The organism is Rheinheimera sp. MM224 (assembly GCF_947090785.1).
Taxonomy (GTDB): domain Bacteria; phylum Pseudomonadota; class Gammaproteobacteria; order Enterobacterales; family Alteromonadaceae; genus Pararheinheimera.
The window spans coordinates 3,407,565-3,431,039 of record NZ_OX352320.1 but is presented as its reverse complement, the minus strand read 5'-3'; the positions used below and the strand labels follow the sequence as shown (position 1 = coordinate 3,431,039).

Below are 23,475 nucleotides of genomic sequence, written 5' to 3'. Positions count from 1 at the left end.
ACATATGGAATTCAACATAGGGTCTACCTCAAACGAGAGGCTGCTGTTCAGATTAGATCAAATCAGTGACTGTTGGACCACTACCTAATCAGGGTTTTGCATTTGCATCAATGTATGAATATGTCAGGACAATTGAACAGGATTGGCGGAATGAACAAGGAAACATCGAGTATTGGATTCAGGTCGAAAGATCCCTTACCGCTCTGTGGGCTAGTAACCAAAGAAACTTAATTTGTGCTTTTTCAAAGTACTTATCAATTCTGTTTTGGATATAGCCAATCCCGACTGTGGATGTTACTTGGCTAATACCGCATAGCACCGCGGTGAGTTTAACCGACGTCACGCCAGTTTAAGCCTGATGCTAAAGCGGGTAGAGCGCGCATCTGATTCGACGCTTAACTGGCCCTGATGAGCATCGACTATGGCTTTGGTAATGGCTAGGCCCAAACCCGAGCCTTCTATCTGGCGTTGGCGCGAGGCGTCAGCACGATAGAAGCGATCGAATAAAAACGGCAAATGCTGTGGCGGGATCGGCTGGCCCGGGTTTTCTACCGTGATGGTGGTGCTGTCGGCTGCTGCGGTGGTGCTGACGGTAATGGTTTCGCCGGGCGGGGTATACCTAAGCGCATTGGATAATAAATTGGTCAGGGCGTGGCGCAGCAAGGTGCGATCTGCCTGCACAATAATATTGGCACCGTGATAGCTAAGGCCAACCTGACTTTCTGCCGCCCAGGCTTCGAAAAAGTTGAAAATTGCGGCCACTTCCTGCTTTAGCTCCAGCGGCTGCTTTTGCAGTGTTAACAGGCCATTGTCACTTTTGGCCAGCCACAGCATATCGCTAATCATTTTATTCAGCCGCTCCAGCTCTTCCAGATTGGAGAACAGCAGATTCTGGTACTCGTCGGCGCTGCGCGCGCGCGATAAGCTGACCTGCGTTTGCGTGATCATATTGGTCAGCGGCGTGCGCAGCTCGTGGGCAATGTCGGCACTAAAGTGCGACAGCTTGGTAAACCCCTGCTCCAGCCGATCTAACATCAGATTAAAAGACTGCACCATGTGGCGCAGTTCGGTCGGGACCTCGCCCGGGGACAAGCGAATATCCAGTTTACTGGTTTGAATATCACGCATTTGTTCGCTAAGGCCTCTGAGTGGATTCAACCCCTGATGCACCGCCAGCCAGGCCGCCAGCAAGGTGAGCAGTGCAGAGCCGAGTAAAATCAGCCCCAGGCTGCGCTGTAACTGCGCCAAGAAATGGGTATGAAAACTGATATCAATAGCAGCAATTACCTTATAGTGCTGATCTGCCGTGGTCAGGCGGCTGAACACACCGCGATAGGCTTTGCCGTCCAGCTGCCAGTGGTGGATGGTTTTGGCATTGTAGTCGGCGCTGGCCGGGGTGTTGGCAGCCAGCAGGCTTAAGTCAACGTCGGCATTGCGGTACAGTAAGCGGTTTTGGCTATCCATCACCTGATAGTAAACACCGTGATGGCCCGATACCGCTTTGGCCAGCGTCTGTGCCGGCTGTTGCTGGCCGTCCTGAGCGGTAGTCAGCGTGTGCTCAACCGCGTGCAGGATCACGGCTAACTCGTCGGCATCCTGTTCGATAAAGTGATGTTCGACGGAGCTAAGCAGCAATTGCTGCACGAAAAACAGGCAGATCGAAATAGTCAGCGCGACGAAAAGGACCACGCGAACGGTGATCGACAGGGGGCGTGTGCCAGCGTTATGCATCAGATTGCTCATCGTCCAGTTTATAGCCCATACCGCGCACGGTATGGATCAGTTTTGCCGCAAAGCCGTCATCAATTTTGCCGCGCAAGCGGCGAATAGCAACGTCAATCACATTGGTGTCGCTGTCAAAATTCATATCCCATACCTGCGAGGCGATTAACGAGCGCGGCAGAACTTCACCACGGCGGCGCATCAGCAGTTCAAGCAAGCTAAATTCCTGATTACTCAGCGCTATTTTGGCACCGCTACGACTAGCTTTACGCTTAGCAATATCCAGTTGTAAATCGGCAACTTGTAATAATTCTGACTGCGGTGCGGCCTGACCACGGCGTAGCAGGGTTCTGACCCTTGCCAGCACCTCTGAGAAAGCAAAGGGTTTGATCAGGTAGTCGTCGGCGCCAAGCTCCAGGCCTTTTACCCGGTCGTCGACGCTGTCGCGGGCCGACAGAAATAGTACCGGCGTATGGTTATGATTTTCTCTTAGCGCCTGAACAATACGTAAGCCGCTGACGTCCGGCAGCATCACATCCAGCATGATTAAATCGAAATCTTCTGTCATCGCCAGATGATGGCCATCCAGGCCATTTCTGACCAGTGACACCTGAAAACCGGCTTCGCTCAGGCCTTGCTTTAAATAGTCACCGGTTTTTTGTTCATCTTCTACAATCAGCAAACGCACCTTGTTCTCCCCAAACATGGATCTGGCATAGCTCTGGCAGTATTACGCCATAAAGCAGCAAACAGCAACATGACGCTAAGATTACAACTTTGTCATGTTCAGGTCATGCTGCTGACAGTTTCGCACACTACACTGCTTAGCATACAAAATGCATTGGAGGTTCCAAATGACAAAAGCCAAAACCATGATGCCGTTATCTGTTTCACGGCGCCGTTTTGTTCAGGGGCTGGCGGTGGGCGGCGTGCTGGCCACTTTTCCGCATATCGTCAGGGCGGGTAGCGCCTTTAAAGATAATGCCTTTACCGGCTATGCCACTGAGCTCAGCGGTAACGTGATTGATTTAACCATCGGCGAAGCGCTGGTAAATTTTACCGGCGTGGTCCGTAAAGCCACCACCATCAATGGTTCGATACCGGCACCGACCTTACGCTTGCGAGAAGGCGATGACGTGACCATACGGGTAACCAATACCTTGTCGGTGCCCAGCTCAATTCACTGGCACGGTATTATTTTACCCTACCAGATGGACGGCGTACCCGGCATGAGCTTCAGAGGCATTATGCCCGGCGAAACCTTTGTCTATCGTTTTACGTTAAAGCAAAGCGGCACGTACTGGTATCACTCGCACAGTGGCTTTCAGGAAATGACCGGCATGTATGGCGCGCTGATCATTGAACCCAAAGCGCAGGATGTAATTGCCGCCGATCGCGAATATGTGGTGCAGCTGTCAGACTGGACCGATGAAGATCCACATACGGTGTTTCGCAAATTAAAAGTGCAAAGTGATTTGTACAATTTTAATCAGCCAACAGTGCAGGACATGCTGCGCGATATCACTGACAGAGGGCTGGACGCGGCGCTGGCGAAACGGCAGATGTGGCAGCAAATGCGGATGAACCCCACCGATCTGGCGGATATCTCCGCGGCCACTTTTACCTATTTAATCAATGGCAGTTCGCCGCTGGCAAACTGGCGCGGCCTATTTAAGCGCGGTGAGCGTGTGCGGCTGCGTTTTATCAATGGCTCCAGCAACAGCTTTTTTGATGTGCGTATTCCCGAGCTGAAAATGACTGTGGTGCAGGCTGACGGCCAGAATGTACACCCGGTAACGGTAGATGAGTTCCGCTTTGGCCCGGGCGAAACCTATGATGTTGTCGTCTCGCCGCAAAATGATGCCTACACCATTTTTGCCCAGAGCATGGACCGCAGTGGCTATGCCCGCGGTACCCTGGCCGTGGCCGAGAGCTTAAATGCACCGGTGCCTGCGCTGGATCCGGTGGAATGGCTGACGATGGCTGACATGATGGGCAATATGAACCATGGCGCAAGCGACAGCCACAGCCACGGCCACAGCGCGATGGCGCACGGCAATGGCGCGGAAGATCATAGCCAGCATGGTGCTATGGCTATCGATCACAGTCAGCATGGCCCGGCGGTGCCTTATGCCAAAGCCAGTTCAACTGTGCGTCATGCCAGCACCGAGTATGGCCCGTCGGTGGATATGCGGGTGGATATGCCAAGAACCAACCTGGACGATCCGGGCATTGGTTTGCGCAATACCGGGCGGCGCGCGCTGACCCTGGCCGATTTACATTCGCTGGACGGTATTATTGAACCGGGCGGCCCGGAGGCGGAAATTGAGCTGCATCTGACCGGCAATATGGAGCGCTACACCTGGTCATTCGATGGCTTAGAGTTTAGTAAAAGCACACCGGTGCATATGAAGCACAATCAGCGTATCCGGGTGATCTTGCAAAACGACACCATGATGACCCACCCGATGCATTTACACGGTATGTGGAGTGATCTGGAAAGTGACAACGGTGCCGTACAGGTACGCCGCCATACCATTCCGGTGCAACCGGCGCAGCGCATCAGCTTTTTAACCACGCCGCATGATGTCGGGCGCTGGGCCTGGCATTGTCATTTATTGTTCCATATGGATGCGGGTATGTTCAGAGAAGTGGTGGTGTCATGAAAACAGCCAACGTAACGCTAACCTTGTCGCTGCTGGCGCTGGCCTGTACTGTGGCGCTCAGCCCTGGCGTGGCAGCGCAGAACGCCACTGAGAAACCGCCGGTACCAACGCACAGTGGCATGGACCACAGCAAAATGGACCACGGCAAAATGGATCATAGCAAGATGAACCACGCTGAGCAGGCGGTTGACCATAGCCAGACGAACCCTAGTGACATGGATCACAGTCAGATGGATCATAGCGGCATGGACCACAGTAAAATGGGCCACGCTGAGCAGGCCGTAGACCATAGCCAGATGGACCACAGCGAAGTGGACCATAGCAAAATGGATCATACCGAGATGAACCATAGTGAAATGACCCATGCTGAGCAGGCCGTGGATCACAGCAGTATGGATCACAGCACGATGAACCATGCCGATATGCAGATGCAAGGCGGTAAGGCGCCGGCTAATGCCCGCGATCCACATGCTTACTCAAACGGATACACCTTGACTGACGGGCCCTATGGCATGGCCGATTCACGCCATTTAAAGCACGGCGTTGAACATCCACAGTGGTCGGTGCTGGGCGACCGGCTGGAATATGTCACTGACAGTGGAGCTGGCGAACTGGAGCTGCAAGCCTGGTATGGCACAACCTATGAGCGGCTGGTGCTGAAAACCGAAGCTGAAGTCAGTGAGGGTAAGCTGGAGCAAAGCAGTACCGAGTTGCTTTGGAGTCATGCGATAGCGGCCTATTGGGACCGTCAGCTTGGGCTGCGGGTTGACCAGGTTGCCGATGGTACAAACCGGCAGTGGCTGGCATTGGGTGTGCAGGGCCTGGCGCCGTATTGGTTTGAAGTGGACGTAACGGCTTATCTGGGCAGTGGTGGGCGCACTGCGCTAAGTGCCGAAGCCGAATACGAGCTGCTGTTAACTCAGCGCCTGATTTTACAGGCGCGGGCTGAACTGACGGCCTATGGCAAAGACGATGAGGTCAATCAGCTGGGTAAAGGCCTGTCTTCACTGGGGGCAGGGCTTCGGCTGCGCTATGAATTCTCCCGCCAGTTCGCACCCTATGTCGGGGTAGAGTGGCATAACAAATATGGTAACACGGCAGATTTTGCCCGCCTGCAGGATGCATCGACAGCAGAAACATCCTGGGTTGCCGGCATCAGGTTTTGGTTTTAAACGTGAAGGACATGATTATGAAAAAAGTAATAACTTTGCTGGCGGTACTCAGTATGGCCGCAGCCACGCCGGTGCTGGCACATGTTAAGCTTACTGCATCGGTGCCAGCAGATAATGCCATGCTGACGCAGGCTCCGGCCACACTGAGCATCAGTTTTAGCGGCCCGATCAAGCTGATCAAAGTTGAGCTATTGCAAGATGCGACTACTGCAATTGCATTTGCGTTCACGCCAAGCCTTGAAGCCGCAACTCAATATAGCTGGCCGCTACCGCCGCTTGCCGCGGGCAATTATCAGGTGAATTGGGTCGGCTTGGGTAACGATGATCATAAAATGAAAGGTGATTTCAGTTTTATGCTGCACGCTAGCAAGGACAGCGGAGTGAAAGCTGATAGCGCGCACGCACATCAGCACTAAATAAACGAGGTTTGATGATGTTTAGCGATGCCTGGGTGTTAGCCTTATTTGCCCACAAGCTGCTGAGTTATCTTGCGGTTAGCGGCAGTATTGCTGCAGCGTTTTTGCTGCTGTTACCGGCTTTAACTCAGCGGCAATCACAGCGACAGTCTGATTGCCTTGCATTTCGGCTGTGGTTAGAACGCCTTGTACTGGGCTGGTCGGCTGTGGGTATGCTACTTGCGCTGCTGTATCTGCCGCTACAGGCAGGCGCACTAGCCGAGGCCGGTATAGCAGGAATGGCCGATAGCCTGATGCTGCAGATGGTTTGGCAATCGGCAATGCGCACCCAGCTGCTATTACTGTTATGCGGGTTTGCGACGCTGTCGCTTTGGGCCTGGCGCTTTAGCCACAGTGGTAAAGCGGGTAGCATTGCGCTGGTGAGTATCGCCGCCTTATTGCTGGCTGCCAGCTTTAGTCAAACCGGCCACGTGGCCAGTTTGACATGGACATGGCAGCTATTACTGACATTGCATGTACTGGCCATTTCGGCCTGGGTAGGTTCGTTGCTGCCGCTGTGGCAAAGCTGTTACCGCTTAGCCCCGGATAGGTTACTGGCACTGATGCAGCAGTTTGGCCGCGTAGCGGTAATTGTGGTGTTAGTGCTTATCAGCTGTGGCGTGCTGATCTTACTGCAGCTACTCGATTCGCCTGCAGCGCTGTTTGTAACCGACTATGGTCGTTTAATGCTGTTAAAGCTGATGTTGGTCGCGGCCATGTTACTGCTGGCAGCCTGGCATAAATTTAACCTGGTCAAAGCATTGGCGCAGCAGCAGAACAGCCGGTTGCTGGCACGGTCTATTTTTATCGAAATGCTGTTGGCGCTATTGGTACTGGCCACCAGCAGCAGCTTTACCACTGTGGTTGGCTTAGCAGAATAAGTCAGCCTTATTCGAATAATTACAACAGGATACCTAATATGTTTCGCAATAAAATTCAAACCTTGTCTGCCATCAGCCTGGGCCTGGCGTTGCTATGCCCCGTTAGTGTGCAGGCGCACGGCAATGAAAAGCATGCCGCCCCGGCCTTGTTTGTCGGCGAAAGCACCGCTGCCGCTCAGGCGGTAAAAGCGTTTCATCAGGCGTTACGCGCTGGTGATGCCAATGCTGCCCGCGCCATGCTGGCAGATGACGTACTGATTGTCGAAGGTAATGGCGTAGAGCGCTCGGCAGATGAGTATGCCAGTCACCATATGCTGGCCGATATGAAATTTATGGCGGCGGTACAGGTAGAGGCGCTGGAACATCAGACCAAGGTGCTGGGCAAGGTGGCCTATTCGGTTAGCCGCAGCCAACTGACTGGCGACTATAAAGGCAAGCCGGTTGACGTTATCAGTAAAGAAACGCTGGTGCTGGTAGATAACGGCGACGGTTGGAAGATCGTGCATGTGCACTGGTCGCACTAAGGCAACAGCGGGAGAGCACTATGAAGTTAACTCTGATAGCGGCAATGCTGGCAGCCACTGCGCTATTGGCTGGTTGTAAAGACGCCGGCCCGGCTAAACCGGAAACTACAGCTTTGTCCGACAGTGCTGGCAATGCGGCAGCACTAACCCTCACGGTATACAAAACGCCAAGCTGCGGTTGCTGTAAAAAGTGGGTATTGCACCTTGAACAGCAGGGAGTGGTTGCACACACGAAAAATTATGATGATTTAAGTGGCATTAAAGCCCGCTACGGTATCTCACCACAGTATTATTCCTGTCACACCGCCGTATCGGAGCAGGGCTATGCTTTTGAAGGCCATATCCCTGCTAAATACATCCGGCAATTCCTCGCTGAGTCGCATCCGGATGCGATTGGCCTGAGTGTACCGGCGATGCCGCTCGGCTCACCGGGCATGGAGGTCGAAGACCGCTTTATGCCGTACGACATTCTGCTGCTAAACAAAGATGGCAGCGCCAGCGTCTACGCCCACATCAGCGATGCTTCGATGCAGTAGCCAATAATAGGCGCTTAAAAAAACACCACTTTTAAAGTGGTGTTTTTTTATTTTCAGCCCCAAAACCACCTACTTCAGTAGGTGGTTATCATCCAAAAGGCTTTGCCTGTAAAGACCTACTCATGCTAATTGCCGCTTTGATTTTTCGCAGAGTCAAAGAGGTAAAAAGCATGAGTAGATATCAGCAAGCATCGCATGTGTTCTGGCGGTGTCAATACCATATAGTCTGGACGCCGAAGTACAGATTCAGGATATTGAAAGATAATGTAGGCAAGGAGGTCTGGCGTTGTATTCAGGTATACAGTGCTCAGTTGGGTTGTGAAGTCGTAGAACTTAATGTGCAGATAGACCATGTGCATCTGGTGATAAAAGTCCCACCGAAGATATCAATATCGAAGTTAATGGGTGCATTGAAGGGAAAAATAGCGTTGAAATTGTTCAGTAAATTCCCGCATTTGAGAAAGAACAAGATGTGGGGTAATCGATTCTGGCAACGTGGTTATTTCGTAGATTCAGTGGGGATCAACGAGGATATAATTAGGCGCTATGTAAGACATCAGGAAAAAATGGAACGTCAGGAACAGGCGGAACTAGCACTGGACTAGACAAAAGGCCCCTTTGAGGGGCTTCACGCAAAGCCACCTTCTTCAGAAGGTGGATTCTTTACTGAAGCACGATAATGTCAGCCGGGTTTCTCCAGTTGCTGCAAGATATGGCAATGTGGGCTGCCATCGCCCCGGCAGCTGTCGGCCAGCGCCGTCAGCACCTGCTGCATATGCTGCAGCTCGGCAATTTTGCCGGCAATTTCATCCAGGTGTTGCTGAGCCAGCTGTTTTACCACCCGGCTTTCACGCTGTGGGTCTTGCCATAATGCCAGCAGCGACTGGATATCGTGTAACGAAAACCCCAGGTTGCGTGCCTGACGAATAAAACGTAGCTGGTTAATTTGCTCACTGTTGTAAAGCCGGTAACCGGAATCAGTGCGTGGTGATTTTCTCAGCAAACCGGATTGCTCATAGTGCCGGATCATTTTGGCGCTTAAGCCACTCTCTTTTGCCGCATCACCAATGGTTAGTAAGGTCGCCATTTGCTGCTCCTTGTTAAAAAGACATGCGTTGCAAACGCAGGGCATTGGTTACCACCAGCACACTGCTACAGGCCATCGCTGCGCCGGCAATCACCGGGTTTAAAAAGCCCAGCGCCGCCAGCGGTATACCGATAGTATTGAAGGCAAAGGCCCAGAACAGATTTTGCTGAATATTACGGTAGGTTGCACTGGCGAGCAGCAGTGCTGTCGCAACCAGTTCCGGGTCGCCACGCATCAGCGTAAATGCAGACGCACTGACCGCAACATCGGTACCTGTTGCCATCGCGATACCTAAATCAGCTTGAGCCAAAGCAGGGGCATCATTAATGCCATCGCCCACCATCGCTACTTTATAGCCTTGCTGCTGATAGGCCGCTACGGCTTGTGCTTTACCCTGCGGCAGCACTTCGGCGTTAAAGTTATCCAGCCCCAGCTCTTTGGCAACATACTCGGCGCTGGCCGCTGAATCACCCGTTAACATGGCAACCTGAATACCGGCAGCTTGTAATTTATGTACCGCATTTTTTGCCTGGGCTTTGGCTTTATCGGCAAAACACAGCAAACCGAGCAATGTCGTGCCCTGAGCAGTTTTCTCTGCCAGCCAGGATACCGAGGCGCCCGGCACTGCGATAAGGTCTTGCGGTAATGTCAGCCCCATCTCTCTCATCCAGCTACCTGAGCCCAGCATTACCGCACGGCCTTTGACGTTAGCTTTCACGCCTTTTCCGGCCACTACAGCAAAATCCGATACTGCCAATAAATCGACATTGTGGTTGATAGCATAGCTAACAATTGCTTTGGCCAGTGGGTGTTCGCTGTACTGTGATAACGCATAGGCCAGTGCGGCCAACTCAGTTTCGTTGTTAAGCGCATTCAGCTGCGTTAATACGGGTTTACCCTCGGTGAGGGTGCCGGTTTTATCAAACACCACATAATCAATTTTTGTCGCCTGCTCCAGCGCGACAGCATCTTTCACCAAAATACCCTGGCGCGCCGCTGTGCCGGTACCGGCCATAATGGCCGCCGGAGTGGCCAGACCCAAAGCACAGGGACAGGCTATAACCAATACCGCTACTGCATTAAGAATACCTTGCTGCCAATCGGCAAACGCCAGACCCCAAATCAGCACGGTGGCTAAGGCGACCAGTAATACTACCGGTACAAAGATACTGCTTATCTTATCCACCAGGGCTTGCACTGGTGCTTTCGCGCCCTGAGCCTGCTCTACCAGGCGGATAATTTTTGACAAGGTGGATTCTGCACCTAAGGCGCTGGCCTCGAACTCCAGCCGACCATCGAGATTAACCGAGCCGCCCGTCACTTTATCGCCAGAGGTTTTATGCAGCGGCACACTTTCGCCGCTGATTAGTGCCTCATCCACGTGGCTGCTGCCCTCTGTCACTATGCCGTCGGCCGGTATCCGTTCTCCTGGCAGCACCTGAATGCGATCACCTTTGAGCAGCTCAGCCGCTGCAATACTGTGCCAGCTATTATTGCGCCAGACCCTTGCTGATGTCGGTTTTAAGTTTTCCAGTGCTTGCAGCGCATCGGTCGTACGCCGCTTGGCGCGTTTCTCCAGTAACTTACCCAGCAGTACCAGGGTTAATACTGCCGCGCCACTTTCAAAGTACAGGTGTGGTGCGCCATGATGCCCATCAAAGCTGTACCACAGATAGAGCGATAAGCCATAAGCGGCACTGGTACCCATTGATACCAGCAGGTCCATATTGCCGGTGCTCGCTTTCAGTGCATGCCAGCCGGCTTTGTAAAAGCGCGCGCCAAAGTAAAATTGTACCGGTGTTGCTAACAGCCATTGCCACAAGGCAGGCAACATCCAGTCGGCACCGAACAGCATGCCCACCATCGGCAATACTAACGGCAGGGTGAGTAAGGCAGCACCGATCACTGGCCAGCTGTCACGCTGATAAAAACGTCGTGGTTGAGCAGGGGAATTTTGAGCCTCAGGCGAAGCCTGGCTGAGGATCAGCTCATACCCGGCATCGGCAACGGCCTGTTTCAGGGCGCGGTCTTCTGTGGCGGGTAACAGGGTCAGGCTTACCTGCTCTGTAGCCAGGTTTACTGACGCGCTTAGCACACCAGGCACCTTTAACAGGCTTTTTTCCACCCGGCCGGCGCAAGACGCACAGGTCATACCCTTTACCGCATATTGCCGGTTAGCCGTGTCCAGTTCATAGCCGGCACGGGTTACCGCTGCACTAAGCTCGTCAAAGCGGGCATCGCCTGCTACCGTTGCGATGTCTGTTGCCAGGTTGACGCTGGCTGAGGTCACGCCGGCCACAGCGCGCAGTGCATTTTCAATCCGATTCGCGCAGGACGCACAGGTCATGCCCTTTATTGCAAGTTGTATTGTTGCTGCCATATCCGTAACTCCAGGTTGAGAAATGTTATCAGGCATAACAAGACTAAACCTTACCATTATGGCAAGGTCAAACAACTTTCAAAAAAACTTAAAATAGCGGCTTGACTGTACCACAGTGGCAAGCATTAGCTTGTGTCATGAACACACCACAGGAGAGAAACACTATGAAGTTCCATATCGCTGACATGACATGTGGCCACTGCGTTAGCATGGTTACCAAAGCCATCCTCACAGCAGATGGTGATGCAAAAATACAGACTAACCTGACCGACAAAACGCTGCAGCTCAGCACGGAACTGAGCTCTGCAGAGGTAATGGAGGTCTTAACAGAGGCGGGATATCCGGCGACAGAAGTCAAAGCCAGCTGCTGTAATCCGGCGAACACCTGCCACAGCGCCTAACGAAAAAGCCACCTTAAGGTGGCTTCAGATTAATGACAAACCCCGGTTTTTAACACTGGGGTTTGCTTTTTTAAGACTGTGATCTTTACCCTGCCGCTTTTTGTCTTTTTACCACCATCCACTCAGTTTTCAAGTTATCGACCTCAACCGGACTCGTCAAAGCCACTTTAAGCGCGATTAAAGTGCAATTTAGGCAGTAAAAAAGCGACAAAAAGGCCAGTAAGAGAGCTTAATGAAAAAATCGGCTTGGAGTTTATTGGCTTCCGACAGTCTTTAGTACCGCCATCATTCGTCAGGCATGGTGTTTATCACGCGCGTTAAATTCCCAGCAGCTAAGATCTGTTCATCAGTTAATGTCTGGTCTGTATGCTTTACCATCCTCATTTCTGAGCGGTCTTTATTCATCTCACAAACCAAAATATCTCCTACGGAAAAACCTAGCTCAGTACACAGCTCATCAGGCAGAGGCAGAAGGTTATTATTGATAATTTCAACGGAGTAGCTCATGGTATCCCTCTGTGTAACAGCTTTTACTAAATGATTAAACTTAACTCGAATGGTATGTTTTTAAAAGCTAGCTGCAAAACGTCAATCAGGGAAGAAATGAACTCTGTCAATGTGGCTCAGGACTAAAGTTTAAGCGTTGTTGTGCTTTGACAGTTGGAAAGTCGTAATTGTTAACTTGATGGATCGTATGGTTTTAAACACTTGTTTCATGAAGCAACAAATGAATAAATAACTCACTTTTTAACGTTATGGTAAGAGGTGCGTCTCGAAATTTTCGAGAGCTGACATTTTTTGTTTCCAGTAATGTCCGCTTTCAGTGAAAAGCAGGGGACGACAATAGTAAGACCCTTTGTCTGTTTTTGCATTCAGTTACTTTTTGGCCAGTGGTCAGTTGGTTGATAATACTGATCTCGGCAGCCGAAACGAGTTGCAGGGAGCGGTTGGGTTGTAAATCAAATGCCATTTAGCATTTGTGGACGGAACTTTATTTTTTTCCCTTTAAATGTATAGCAAAAAAGCCTTTAGAATAATTAACCCTGATTAACTTAAGTGGGTTTCTTATGAAAAAACATTTCATTGTTTGTATAGGGTTTAGTGATACTGGTTTTTCTGATATTCATATCAACATTGATGCTTCAGACATTACACTGGCTCGACTCGTTTTAAAGTATTTAGTTAGGTCTCATTTTTCTGATTATGAAGATTCTCATCCCAAAACCAGATATATCAGGCTTGAGGGTGCGACCGGCAAGATCACCCGGCATTTGGTTGGTACAGGTAACATGCCTGATCCAGCTAACATTGAATTGCCGACGCATTTTAGAGAAATTGATTGGGAAGAGCTTCTTTCTGCAAACATGTGAATTCTACATGTAGAAGATTCAGGGCGAGTCTGTGAAACTTGCTCGCCCTCTCCCCAAAATCCACATCAATCTTGCCTATCGGCATCAAACTGCAAAACGTCACATGCGAAGTCTTAGCTTTGCTACATCCGTCTAATTACCTTCAACCCGAACAAAATATGTGGCCGCTGGGCGCTTAATACAGAGTTCGTTTAAATCGAGCGTTTGCTCAACATAATCTTGCGCAGGTGACGGGAATTCTGCAGGGATTTTGCTTTGGAAAAACGGAATGTTGTAATGAATGGTTGGTTCTGCGAACCCGATAAACTGAATTTTCATAGCGCCAATTACGGTATATAAACACAGCCAGTCATCGCTGATTTTTACAGAATGTCAATGCTGGATTGTGGACGAATCAAAAGCGAAGGCCACCGGAATTCACTTTGTCCCTTCCTGCCAGAAGACAAAGGATATAGCCGATGGCCCACACTTGTAGCCATTATTCAGATATTTCTAAATTTATCAATTGTTTGATAGTTGCCCCTTGCTCAGACAACAGCCAAAACTAAACATCTATGGGTGATTCATCTGCACGTGATCGCATACACGATCAATTAGACAAATGATGGTAGTGGCCGTGTGATCGCACTGTGGCCACAACAGCTGAGAGTCGGCATAGGGATATGTTCTGTGGCTATTATTAGATACTTTTATAGCCACACCGCACTAGGATGGTTTTTCATGTGGGCCACACACTAGGTAAATTGTGGCCACAACCGTTCAGATGTGGGCCACACACAAGGTGAATTGTGGCTACAACCGTATAGATGTGGGCCACACACGAGGTGAATTCTGGCCACAACCGTTTAGATGTGGGCCACACACGAGGTGAATTCTGGCCACAACCTTTTAGATGTGGGCCACGCACGAGGTAAATTGTGGCCACAACCGTTTAGATGTGAGCCACGCACGAGGTGTATTCTGGCCACAACCGTTTAGATGTGGGCCACACACGAGGTGAATTGTAGCTTTGGGGTGAACACAGCCACGCTCTCTTGGCAATGCCATCACTAACTTCTACCCAATATTGGGGTTTTCTCGCCTAAGCCACGCTGCATATCTGTCGAAACCGAATCCAGCCTTAAGATTGTTTTTGCACGAGTAACTAACAGTCGAGTTAAATCGACTTTTGCAAAGCTTTATAAAGGGTGGGGCGGGACACCTCAAAATGTTTAGCAACCTCAGTTATGGTTATGGTTTCATCCATGAGCATTGATTGAGCGAGTTTAATTTGTTTATCAGTTAGTGCTGGTTTGCGTCCGCCAACCCTACCTCTGGCGCGAGCGGACGCAAGGCCTGCTTTGGTGCGTTCAGAATTTAGCTGTCGTTCAAACTGAGCGATAGAAGCAAAAATATGAAACGTCAGTTCACCAACTGCCGTACCTGTATCAATCTGTTCAGATATAGATATAAACGTCACTTGTCCTACACGAAAAATTTCAATTAGTTCGATCAGATCTTTTAGGGATCGCCCAAGCCTATCTAGCCGCCATACAATTACCGTATCACCCGGTCGCAGCGAATCGAGCATGCGTTTTAGTTCTGGCCTGTTCTTCGTTTTGCCAGATGCTTGCTCCATGAATATACGGTCGGTGCCATATTTTTTAAGGGCGTCAACTTGCAAGCTGTTGTTCTGTTCGTCAGTGGAGACTCGAGCGTATCCAATCTTCATGTAAACCAAACCTGCTTTATCTTTACGATGATTGTTTTATGAGTTTCTTTACACTTTTCTGGGTGATAAGCCGCTGTATCGATTTGGCACTCAAAATGTAAAGTAAACGACCGTTTTATAACTACCCTAGATGAGTATCTTCAACACTCGTTACTGATTTTATGTATTTATCTGGAGTTCCATTTAATGGGACGACAGAACGGTAATAAGTGCATCAGTGTTTACTGGTTGGCGAAACTACAACTTTGTCCATATCTACAGCATGCATATCTCCATTCACAGTGCCCATCGGAGTTTCGAAACCGCCAAACATTAAGCTCAACTTAGCGCGTACATTTGCAAATGAAGTATCTTCGGTACCTAACTGATATATGGAATAGTAAGTTTCGAGCGTGCTGTTCTGGCGGTCGATCGCACAGATCATTGATGTCCGCATCGTTTGGCCAGGATAAAACCTGAAATGTGGATCGTTCATCGCTGCACCAAAAACTACGGTGCAATCGCCAATTTTGTATTCAAACCAATTTTCTAAAGTACCGCCAAATTTTTTCATTTTTACACTCCATAGATTATTTTGATGATTATACGAGTCATTTGACTTATTAATGATTCATTTGATGTTTTTATTGTCATACTGATTAGAGTGCGTGTCAATGGTGTTTTGTAGCTTTTAATCATCATTTGATGTTTTAATGTGGTTTCTGGTAAGCTTTGGCCAATTGTAGAGGGAGAAAGTATGATTCGTTTCAGGTTGAAGGAGTTGATCGCAGATTTGGAGTTTCGTGAAAACCGACGTGTTACCTTGGAGGAGATATCAAGTTCGACTGGGATTCATAGAACAACATTGTCAAAAATTGCTAATCAAAAAGGCTACAACACGACAACGGATGTTTTAGATAAACTCTGTGAATATTTTTCTGTCCCTCTGGAAGCTATTGCGCAGAGGTTCACGGATGTGAGTTAAATTGCTTCAATAATTTTTCATCGAACGAATTGCTCAATAGAGGTAAGCTGCAAAAGGCAATTTAAGTTACTGGTTGTAGCATATAAGTTGTTCCGCCTAGTTTTTTATCACTGTAGTGGCGCCAATGAATTTGGCCGTCTGATTAGAAGAGTAATGACTTGCGGGGTTATTGAAAAATAGAGTGTCCGTATTTAAGGCAAATGAGACTGTCTATGCTGGGCATCTAGATAGTCCGAGCATCAGGAACTCACTGAAAGCAGACAATCGGCTTGACGTACTCATATCCATTTCGAAGCACTTCAAACAAAATCTGAACCAACACAATACTTCTGTGAGACTTCAGAAACATCTAAACTTAAGCACTAAATATCACAGTGGTGATAACGAATCTGGACTCAAGCGCATAAGACAGCTCAGCGTTATGCAACTCCAGTATTTTTGTGGTAATGGAGATACCAAGACCTGCACCACTGATGTGTTGATTGCTCTGATGGCGATAAAAACGTTCTCCCATTCGTTCTAAATCGACATCAATACCTTCAGGTAGTTCGTTGCATATCGTTAATACAAGTTTGTTTTCAACTACGTACGCAGTGATCCTGACATGGCTTTGTACTTTCGCGTACTTTGCAGCGTTATCCAACAGATTTCGAAGGGCTGCTACCAACAAACCAGGTTCAGCGCGAAGCTCAAGTGCCGGGTCTATATCAAGGTCCCATTCCACTTTGTCCAATAAGCCAACGTCAACCAGAGCAAGGCTCTCTTCAATAAGTGAAATCAGTTTAAGACTGGTAAGTTTCAGTTGCCCTGAGTGTTCCAGCTTTTCCGTTTCCATCAATTGGCTGACCAGATGTGACAGACGTTTTGTGCTGATAAGAATGGCATTAGCAGCGGCGTCGGTTTCTTCTTTGGACGTCGATTTTTTAATATTGTCTGCATGAACCAACAAAATACTGAGCGGTGTTCTGAGTTCATGCGAGGCATCGGCTATAAAGCGTTTCTCTTTGACTAAATAGCTTTTTAAGTCCTTCAAAAGCTGATTAATCGCGATTTGAAAGGGCCTTAATTCGACAGGTAAGGTTATATCTATGGGAGTCAGCATAGACGGTTTAGTTGTGGCCAGTTCCTTCGATAAATCCCGAATGGGTTTAATGCCCCAGTACACAGCTATCCAAATCAGGATGGTAATAGGGAGCAGCGCGATACTCAGCGGGATCAACTGATCTAACGCCAGATAAAAACTAAGTTCTCCACGAACATCTTCTCTCTGTCCTGTGAATATCCAATAGCCATGCTCGCTGTTGTAGGTGCTATAACAAATCCAGCGCCGGTTATCATGAAACACTTCGTGATAGCCTGATGTTCTGGGGGCCAGCTCCCGATCACTGGCGTTCGCTGACTTCATCAGCAGTTTCCCATCCGTTGACCACACCTGAAACGCCACTTTGTTTTCGTATTTGTGCCCCTCTGGCCTGCGCTCCTCTGCGGAAGTTCGCTCAATACCATCTTCGGCAATCTGAGGGACATAAACAATCAGGGGATCTGTGTGGTCAAGAGAGAGCGAGTTTTGTATCAGCAGTTGGTCTAAAAGACGTGCATATTGAGTCAGTTGGGCATCAAAAAGCTCATCCAATTCGTGGTGAGTGCTGGAGTACGTAATGAATCCAGTAATCACCATCAGAAGTAAAACAACGCTGTTCACACCGAGTAAAATCATTCGGCGTATGCTGTTAATCCTCATACTGATTTACCATCATGTAACCAATACCCCGTATCGTTTTAATACACTCAGGCTTAGTTTTTTTTCGCAGGTTGTGAATATGCACCTCTATCGAATTACTCTCTGTCTCTCCGGTCCAGCCGTTGCTCAGCTCTTCCAGATGCTGGCGGGATAGAATTTTACCCTGATGCAACATAAACTCTTTTAGCAACAGAAATTCGCGGGTGGTTAGGTATATTAAACGGTCTTGGTAGCGGCATTCATGCACGGTTAAATCCATCGTTAAGTCCGCGCATTGCAACTGATCCAATTGGCGCTGTTGATGACGCCGTACGAGCACACGCAACCTTGCTTCAATTTCCCTGCTATCACAGGGCTTTAGCACATAATCGTCAGCCCCCGCGTTTAATGCTTCTATTTTTGTTTCTAAATGATCCCAGGCAGTCAGGATCAGTATTGGGATGCCGTGCTTTAAATTTCGCAACGATTTAATCACATTGAGTGCCAGACCATCTGGCAAACCTAAATCCAAAATCATCAGTTCAAACTGACTTTCACTGGCCGCCTGGATCGCTTGTTTTCCGGTCGTGCATAGCTCCACGCGGTAGTTCATTCGCGTCAGCGCCGTACTCAGTCCCTGAGCCAGTAGTAGGTCGTCTTCTACCAGTAAAATTCGCATGGCAACACCTGTTGGTACTTAGTACAGAATAATAAACCAGACGAGAGCGGTGGTGATAAGGCTGGCCAGAACTGCCGCAGAGCCGATATCTTTCGCTTTACCGCTCAGCTCGTGGTATTCGCTGCCAATTCTGTCCACAACAGCTTCGATGCCAGTGTTCAGCAACTCCACAATAAAAACCAGAAACAGACTCAATACCAATAAAGCCCGCTCAGCCGCGGATACCTCCACCATAAGGGATATGGGAAGCAGCAGTGCTAAAGCAATAACTTCCTGCCTGATGGCTGCTTCAGAGGCCCAGCTGCTGCGAAGCCCTTGCCATGAATACAGCGTCGCAAAATAAAGTCGGTTGAATCCAGTGGCTTTCGATTTCATGTCAGGGTCCGTCAAGGTCGTTATAAAGAAACTCACAATAACTTTATTTTCTTAAGAGACTCTTAAGTTTCGCTCGTTATTCTGCATTGCGTTTTAGGATGACAAGGCGAAGTAATGACCAATACTAATAAGAAACGACCTTCTTTTTTTCCATCTATTGTCTGTGGTCCCTACACCCATTTATTGAGGATGCTGCTGCTTGGCATCGTAGTGCTCAGTCTGAGTCGCCTTGGTTTAGTGCTGTGGCATTATGAGCGGGTGCTGGCAACCGGAAAAATGTCAGAGATTTTGTTGCAAGGTATTCGGGCTGATCTCATTGTCTTGTGCCTGTGGGCATCGATTCCCGTCCTTTTAGTGCCACTGTTTGCAAACCGTTTTTTACAACACAGTTGGTTTAAATTCACCTACCTGTGGAGTCTTGCTGGTTTAATTGGATTGCTCTTTATGGAGCTTGCGTCTCCGGCATTTATACTGCAATACGACGTCAGGCCCAACCGCTTATTTATCGAGTATCTGAAGTACCCCAAAGAAGTTTTCTCTACCTTATGGCATGGCTTTCGTCTGCCTTTTTTAGCTGGTTTTTTGTTTACCGCACTGTTTGGGTTTGCACTTGCTCTATTGCTTAAGCTTCCCTTCGTAAAACTTCGAATTTGGTCAGTCAAGCACACCATTGTGTTATGGCCTCTGGCTGTATTTCTGGTCTTTGCTGGCGTCCGCTCAACCACAGATCACAGACCCGCTAATCCAGCCCTGTTTGCGATCACCGGAGATTCTATGGTGAATTCTTTGGTGATAAGCTCAGGCTATTCCGTGCTTTATGCCCTATACAGCATGAAGCATGAAGCGCGTTCGACGGAAATGTACGGCAAGTTATCGACTGAGGATATGTTGCAATACGGTTTGGATTGGCCCTGGTTAAAAACCTACAGGTTTACCGATCCAGACTATCCGACGTTGCATTTTCAAACGGCTACAAAAAAACGAGAGAAACCCTTAAACGTTGTTATTGTTTTGCAGGAAAGTCTGGGGGCAACCTTTGTTCAATCCCTTGGAGGCGAGCCAGTTACGCCGCAGCTTGAGCAGTTAAAAACTCAAGGCATGTGGTTTCAGAATCTCTATGCCACTGGTACACGCTCAGTGCGTGGTATCGAAGCAGTGGTTGCAGGCTTTTCACCAACCCCCGCACAAAGCGTGGTGAAGCTTTCGAATAGCCAGCAAAACTTCACAACACTTGCCTCTGTATTAAAATCCAATGGATACCACACCCAGTTTATTTATGGTGGCGAAGCACATTTTGACAATATGAGAAGCTTTTTTACCGGCAACGGCATTGATGACATAGTCGATATCAGCCAAATTAAAAACCCAGCTTTTGTAGGCAGTTGGGGAGCCAGTGACGAAGACTTATTTAATACAGCACACCAAAAGCTGAACGCTTTACATCAAGAGGGAAAGCCATTTTTCAGTCTTATCTTTACATCAAGCAATCATGAGCCATTTGAGTTTCCAGATGATCGGATCACTCTGAATGAACAACCCAAAAATACGGCAAACAATGCAGTAAAGTATGCAGATTGGGCCATGGGAAAGTTTTTCGAAAAAGCAAAACAAAGCGACTACTGGCAAGACACGGTATTTTTAATTGTTGCGGATCATGACAACCGTGTTTATGGCAATAACCTCATCCCTGTAGAGAAGTTTCGTATTCCTGGACTAATCTTAGGAGCCGATATCACACCTGAAGTCCTCGAAACGCTGAGTAGTCAGATTGATTTAGCTCCCACTTTGCTGAGCCTGGCGGGTGTGTCTTCCTGCCATACCATGACAGGCCGTGATTTAACTTTGGACAAAACAAGTCCTGGCAGAGCCTTGCTACAGTTTGAAAACTACTTCGCGCTGATGCAACCGGACTCATTAACGATTTTGAAACCCAATGAAGAGACTGTCATTGCGCACTATGATGAACCTACCAAACGACTTGAGCTGTTGGATCGTCAAGCCTCAGCAGTCCAATACAAAAAAGCCTTAGCTCAGGTGCAACTCCCATCGTATTTGTACAGAGAAAGAAAAAACTCCAGTCAGGTTGCTTGTCTGCTTCACTGAATGAGCGAAATCTTGGAACTCGGTTTTGGGACACTCTATTTTTGCTTCTAGTGCCCCAAAAGGACAGTCACTCCACATACAATCAACCGATGCCGCCTGCATAATAATTGGGACATTCACACCTTTGCTGACTAAAAATAACAAACTAATACAAAGGCTTAACTTACTTCCGAATGAATTGATAAATTATTTTCAGACTTAAGTCTCTCTTAAGTTTCACCCGTTAGTCTAGCCATACTTACCCAATTGTATTGAAAGCAGGTTTGCAGTGGCGGAACCAATACGACCCAGCCTATTCACCCATCTGATTGCGCCTATCGCTGGGGCATCTGCGCTTTTTATTCTGGCTTATGGCACTTCATTCGATTTTGGTTTGGCCTCCTTGCTGTTTGATTGGCAAGGCGGAACCTGGGCTTTACAGCATCATTGGCTGACAGAAACTCTACTACATAACTCAGTCAGAGCCATCAATGAAATCCTTGTCTTGGGTTTACTCGGGTACTGGGCATGGCGGCATGTTGCTATACGCGAAAGTAGCAAGAACCAACGTGCTTTAGGTGTGTTGTTACTTAGTTTGATGATGAGCTTTGCATCTGTAGCCGTGCTCAAACGGTTGCTACCTATGGAATGTCCATGGGATTTGCTGCAATTTGGTGGCCACAGCGAATTTTGGGGATTGTTTGATACTCGCCCTGAGACGATGTCTCCCAACCAATGTTTCCCAGCCGGACATGCCAGCATAGGGTTTGCGTGGCTAGCACTCTATTACTATTGGCGAGAGCTGAAACCACATCTAGCGCTGCGAGGCATAGTAATTGGCTTAACACTCGGCCTGTTACTCGGCTTTGTGCAGCAACTGCGCGGTGCTCATTTCCTTTCACACGATATCGCCACAGCGGCGGTATGCTGGACTGTGTCGACTGTGCTGTATGGTTTATTTCAGCATGCTCGCGCCTCTGAACTGTCATTCAAATCAGAGCCAGCTTTCACTTCTAAACGGACTACCTCTGCGGACCTGCCGTTGGAACAATCCAAACCTGTACTCTTTGCTACTTCTATGGAGTCCCCTGATGTTTGAGGCTATTTTATCGCAATCAAAAGCAACGTCTTCAGTTTTGAGTACAGGACAGGAGCGGGTATGGCATCCGCTGTGGTTTGCTTTGATCTCTGCTCTTGGCATGACGTTACTGCTCAATGGTCCTTTTTTGGCTGCGGTACAGGCCAAAGTTCCAGGACAATATAGTTTGCAGCTGAACTTAATGGCGATATTGTTTTTACTAAACCTGCTGCTTCTGGTGATTTTTAGTTTTCATCGTCTACAAAAGCCTGTTGTGGTGGCACTGTTTGCCATCGGTGCTTTTAGTTATTACTTCATCGATAGTTTTGGCATTGTTGTCGATAAATCCATGCTGCAAAACGCCGTAGAAACTGACGCTGCTGAAGCGGCCGGAGTATTAACCATTGGCATGGTATGGCAAGTGATTGGCGTCATGCTGTTCCCTTTGCTTTGCATTGGTCTTATGAAGGTTCGTGCATTGCCTCTGAAACAATTTTTCCGGCATTGGCTGCTTGCGCTGGTTTTAGTGACGCTGAGCCTGTTTAGCCTGGTCGCTTCTGGCTACTCCGAACTCGCGCCTTTCTTTCGTAACTACAGAGAAATAAAGCATTTTGCTTTACCTGTCAGTCCTGTGGCCGCAGCGGTATCGTTGTCATCCGATTTGGTCAAAAAACAATTCCCGACTCAATTTATGCAGTTGGGGCAGGATGCAATGCAGCCTTTGTCCGTGAGAACAGAGAAGCCACGTCTTATCGTGATGGTATTGGGAGAAACAGCCAGGGCCGATCACTTTCAGCTCAACGGCTACACTCGCTCAACCAATCCGCAACTCAGTCATTTACCTGTCTACAGTTTTACTAACGTAAGTTCATGCGGCACTGCTACAGCACATTCTGTGCCTTGTATGTTTTCCAATATGGGCAGAGATCTCTATAAAGAGTCACAGGCTAAAAACAGCAGCAATGTGCTGGATATTCTGCAATACGCTGGTATCGACGTGAGCTGGCTGGACAATAACTCGGGCTGTAAAGGGGTATGCGATAGGGTTCCAACTCAGTTTGTATTTGAGCAGCAGCAAAATCCACTGTGCCAGGAAGGACAATGTCTGGATCAAGTGCTGTTGGATGCATTGGAGCAGCAACTGAAAACACCGCAATCGTCCGATAAGTTGATTGTATTACATCAGTTGGGAAGTCACGGTCCTGAGTATTTCAAACGCAGCAGCGCTAAAGACAAAGCCTTTTTACCGGAATGCACTGATAAGCAACTTCAGCTCTGTGCCCCTTCAGACATCGTCAATGCCTATGACAACAGTATCGTCGCGACAGACCATTTGTTAGCCGCCGTGATTGCGCGCCTTAACAGCCAAAAGAACTACCAGACCGCCATGTTTTACGTCTCTGACCATGGTGAATCTTTAGGTGAAAATGGCATCTACTTGCACGGCTTACCTTATTGGATGGCACCTAAAGCGCAAACTCAGGTTCCGCTGCTTTGGTGGATGTCTGAGCCTTATGCATCCTCTGCGAAACTGACGCCTGAATGTGTCGCGTCCAAACAGCAGGATAGTTTCAGTCACGACAACGTATTTCATAGCTTACTCGGGATGTTTCAAATCAAAACCAGTTTGTATCAAGCAAGCAAAGATATGTTCCGTTCTTGCTAATCCCTA

Annotated in this window: 24 protein-coding genes and 1 pseudogene; 14 read left to right on the top strand and 11 right to left on the bottom strand. The window is 48.6% G+C overall.

What is annotated here, in order from left to right; all coding sequences use genetic code 11:
* Positions 1–339: 339 nt before the first annotated feature.
* The gene (locus OM978_RS16185; protein ID WP_264343305.1) at positions 340–1,731 is read right to left on the bottom strand and encodes a Cu(+)/Ag(+) sensor histidine kinase; all 1,392 of its coding nucleotides are present in this window, start codon (positions 1,729–1,731) and stop codon (positions 340–342) included.
* Entirely contained in the window at positions 1,724–2,410 is a 687-nt protein-coding gene (locus tag OM978_RS16180) for a heavy metal response regulator transcription factor (protein WP_026349545.1), read from the bottom strand. Before OM978_RS16180 ends, OM978_RS16185 begins: the two co-directional genes overlap by 8 nt.
* Positions 2,411–2,576: 166 nt before the next feature.
* Between OM978_RS16180 and OM978_RS16175 the strand changes: the two genes are divergently transcribed.
* The 7 genes from OM978_RS16175 to tnpA all read left to right on the top strand — a co-directional run bounded on the left by OM978_RS16175 (position 2,577) and on the right by tnpA (position 8,561).
* On the top strand, positions 2,577–4,388 hold the full coding sequence (locus tag OM978_RS16175) for a copper resistance system multicopper oxidase (protein WP_288739441.1): 1,812 nt from the start codon (positions 2,577–2,579) through the stop codon (positions 4,386–4,388).
* The gene (locus tag OM978_RS16170) at positions 4,385–5,560 is read left to right on the top strand and encodes a copper resistance protein B (RefSeq protein ID WP_264343303.1); all 1,176 of its coding nucleotides are present in this window, start codon (positions 4,385–4,387) and stop codon (positions 5,558–5,560) included. Before OM978_RS16175 ends, OM978_RS16170 begins: the two co-directional genes overlap by 4 nt.
* Before the next feature lie 17 nt (positions 5,561–5,577).
* Complete coding sequence (locus OM978_RS16165) at positions 5,578–5,976, top strand: copper resistance protein CopC (protein WP_147904813.1); 399 nt, start codon at positions 5,578–5,580, stop codon at positions 5,974–5,976.
* Positions 5,977–5,990: 14 nt separating this feature from the next.
* On the top strand, positions 5,991–6,896 hold the full coding sequence (locus OM978_RS16160) for a CopD family protein (RefSeq protein ID WP_229670537.1): 906 nt from the start codon (positions 5,991–5,993) through the stop codon (positions 6,894–6,896).
* A gap of 38 nt (positions 6,897–6,934) precedes the next feature.
* Complete coding sequence (locus OM978_RS16155) at positions 6,935–7,420, top strand: YybH family protein (protein WP_147904812.1); 486 nt, start codon at positions 6,935–6,937, stop codon at positions 7,418–7,420.
* Between the two features lie 20 nt (positions 7,421–7,440).
* Positions 7,441–7,956 carry a DUF411 domain-containing protein gene (locus tag OM978_RS16150; protein ID WP_215398801.1) on the top strand — a complete coding sequence of 172 codons (516 nt, stop codon included), beginning with the start codon at positions 7,441–7,443 and terminating at the stop codon, positions 7,954–7,956.
* A 170-nt stretch (positions 7,957–8,126) separates the two neighbouring features.
* Entirely contained in the window at positions 8,127–8,561 is a 435-nt protein-coding gene (tnpA, locus tag OM978_RS16145; RefSeq protein WP_147904810.1) for an IS200/IS605 family transposase, read from the top strand.
* Between the two features lie 77 nt (positions 8,562–8,638).
* Here the strand turns inward: tnpA and cueR are convergent, their stop codons facing one another.
* Positions 8,639–9,043, bottom strand: a complete 405-nt coding sequence (gene cueR, locus OM978_RS16140; RefSeq protein ID WP_147904809.1) for a Cu(I)-responsive transcriptional regulator — start codon at positions 9,041–9,043, stop codon at positions 8,639–8,641.
* A gap of 13 nt (positions 9,044–9,056) precedes the next feature.
* A complete protein-coding gene (locus OM978_RS16135) occupies positions 9,057–11,423 on the bottom strand; it encodes a heavy metal translocating P-type ATPase (protein ID WP_264343299.1) in 2,367 nt (788 codons plus the stop codon).
* 164 nt (positions 11,424–11,587) lie between these two features.
* On the opposite strand from OM978_RS16135, the gene OM978_RS16130 reads away from it, so the two are divergent.
* Complete coding sequence (locus OM978_RS16130) at positions 11,588–11,824, top strand: heavy-metal-associated domain-containing protein (protein ID WP_092797183.1); 237 nt, start codon at positions 11,588–11,590, stop codon at positions 11,822–11,824.
* A 285-nt stretch (positions 11,825–12,109) separates the two neighbouring features.
* Here the strand turns inward: OM978_RS16130 and OM978_RS16125 are convergent, their stop codons facing one another.
* Positions 12,110–12,331, bottom strand: a complete 222-nt coding sequence (locus OM978_RS16125; RefSeq protein ID WP_123015328.1) for a hypothetical protein — start codon at positions 12,329–12,331, stop codon at positions 12,110–12,112.
* 71 nt (positions 12,332–12,402) lie between these two features.
* On the opposite strand from OM978_RS16125, the gene OM978_RS21530 reads away from it, so the two are divergent.
* Positions 12,403–12,498: an SEC-C metal-binding domain-containing protein gene (locus OM978_RS21530; RefSeq protein WP_413691239.1), complete on the top strand. Its 96-nt coding sequence runs from the start codon at positions 12,403–12,405 to the stop codon at positions 12,496–12,498.
* A gap of 393 nt (positions 12,499–12,891) precedes the next feature.
* Complete coding sequence (locus OM978_RS16120; RefSeq protein WP_264343297.1) at positions 12,892–13,194, top strand: hypothetical protein; 303 nt, start codon at positions 12,892–12,894, stop codon at positions 13,192–13,194.
* A gap of 135 nt (positions 13,195–13,329) precedes the next feature.
* Here OM978_RS16120 and OM978_RS16115 read toward each other — a convergent pair.
* The 3 genes and pseudogenes from OM978_RS16115 to OM978_RS16105 all read right to left on the bottom strand — a co-directional run.
* Positions 13,330–13,512 (bottom strand): annotated as a pseudogene (locus OM978_RS16115) (UV protection and mutation protein); the annotation flags it as partial.
* A gap of 838 nt (positions 13,513–14,350) precedes the next feature.
* Positions 14,351–14,905 carry a recombinase family protein gene (locus tag OM978_RS16110; protein ID WP_264343296.1) on the bottom strand — a complete coding sequence of 185 codons (555 nt, stop codon included), beginning with the start codon at positions 14,903–14,905 and terminating at the stop codon, positions 14,351–14,353.
* Between the two features lie 214 nt (positions 14,906–15,119).
* Entirely contained in the window at positions 15,120–15,458 is a 339-nt protein-coding gene (locus tag OM978_RS16105; RefSeq protein ID WP_264343295.1) for a hypothetical protein, read from the bottom strand.
* Positions 15,459–15,641: 183 nt separating this feature from the next.
* Between OM978_RS16105 and OM978_RS16100 the strand changes: the two genes are divergently transcribed.
* A complete protein-coding gene (locus tag OM978_RS16100) occupies positions 15,642–15,869 on the top strand; it encodes a helix-turn-helix domain-containing protein (protein ID WP_264343294.1) in 228 nt (75 codons plus the stop codon).
* 355 nt (positions 15,870–16,224) lie between these two features.
* On the opposite strand, the gene OM978_RS16095 is transcribed toward OM978_RS16100, so the two are convergent.
* The 3 genes from OM978_RS16095 to OM978_RS16085 are packed head-to-tail and all read right to left on the bottom strand — an operon-like array spanning position 16,225 to position 18,643.
* Positions 16,225–17,586 carry an ATP-binding protein gene (locus OM978_RS16095; protein ID WP_264343292.1) on the bottom strand — a complete coding sequence of 454 codons (1,362 nt, stop codon included), beginning with the start codon at positions 17,584–17,586 and terminating at the stop codon, positions 16,225–16,227.
* 13 nt (positions 17,587–17,599) lie between these two features.
* Positions 17,600–18,268: a response regulator transcription factor gene (locus OM978_RS16090; RefSeq protein WP_233010363.1), complete on the bottom strand. Its 669-nt coding sequence runs from the start codon at positions 18,266–18,268 to the stop codon at positions 17,600–17,602.
* Between the two features lie 18 nt (positions 18,269–18,286).
* Positions 18,287–18,643, bottom strand: coding sequence for a diacylglycerol kinase (locus OM978_RS16085; protein WP_264343291.1), 357 nt, complete (start codon positions 18,641–18,643; stop codon positions 18,287–18,289).
* 114 nt (positions 18,644–18,757) lie between these two features.
* On the opposite strand from OM978_RS16085, the gene OM978_RS16080 reads away from it, so the two are divergent.
* From OM978_RS16080 to OM978_RS16070, 3 genes are all read left to right on the top strand, one after another.
* Positions 18,758–20,746: an LTA synthase family protein gene (locus tag OM978_RS16080; protein ID WP_264343289.1), complete on the top strand. Its 1,989-nt coding sequence runs from the start codon at positions 18,758–18,760 to the stop codon at positions 20,744–20,746.
* 268 nt (positions 20,747–21,014) lie between these two features.
* Positions 21,015–21,824: a phosphatase PAP2 family protein gene (locus tag OM978_RS16075; RefSeq protein WP_264343287.1), complete on the top strand. Its 810-nt coding sequence runs from the start codon at positions 21,015–21,017 to the stop codon at positions 21,822–21,824.
* Positions 21,817–23,469: a phosphoethanolamine transferase gene (locus OM978_RS16070; protein ID WP_264343285.1), complete on the top strand. Its 1,653-nt coding sequence runs from the start codon at positions 21,817–21,819 to the stop codon at positions 23,467–23,469. Before OM978_RS16075 ends, OM978_RS16070 begins: the two co-directional genes overlap by 8 nt.
* Positions 23,470–23,475: the final 6 nt, after the last annotated feature.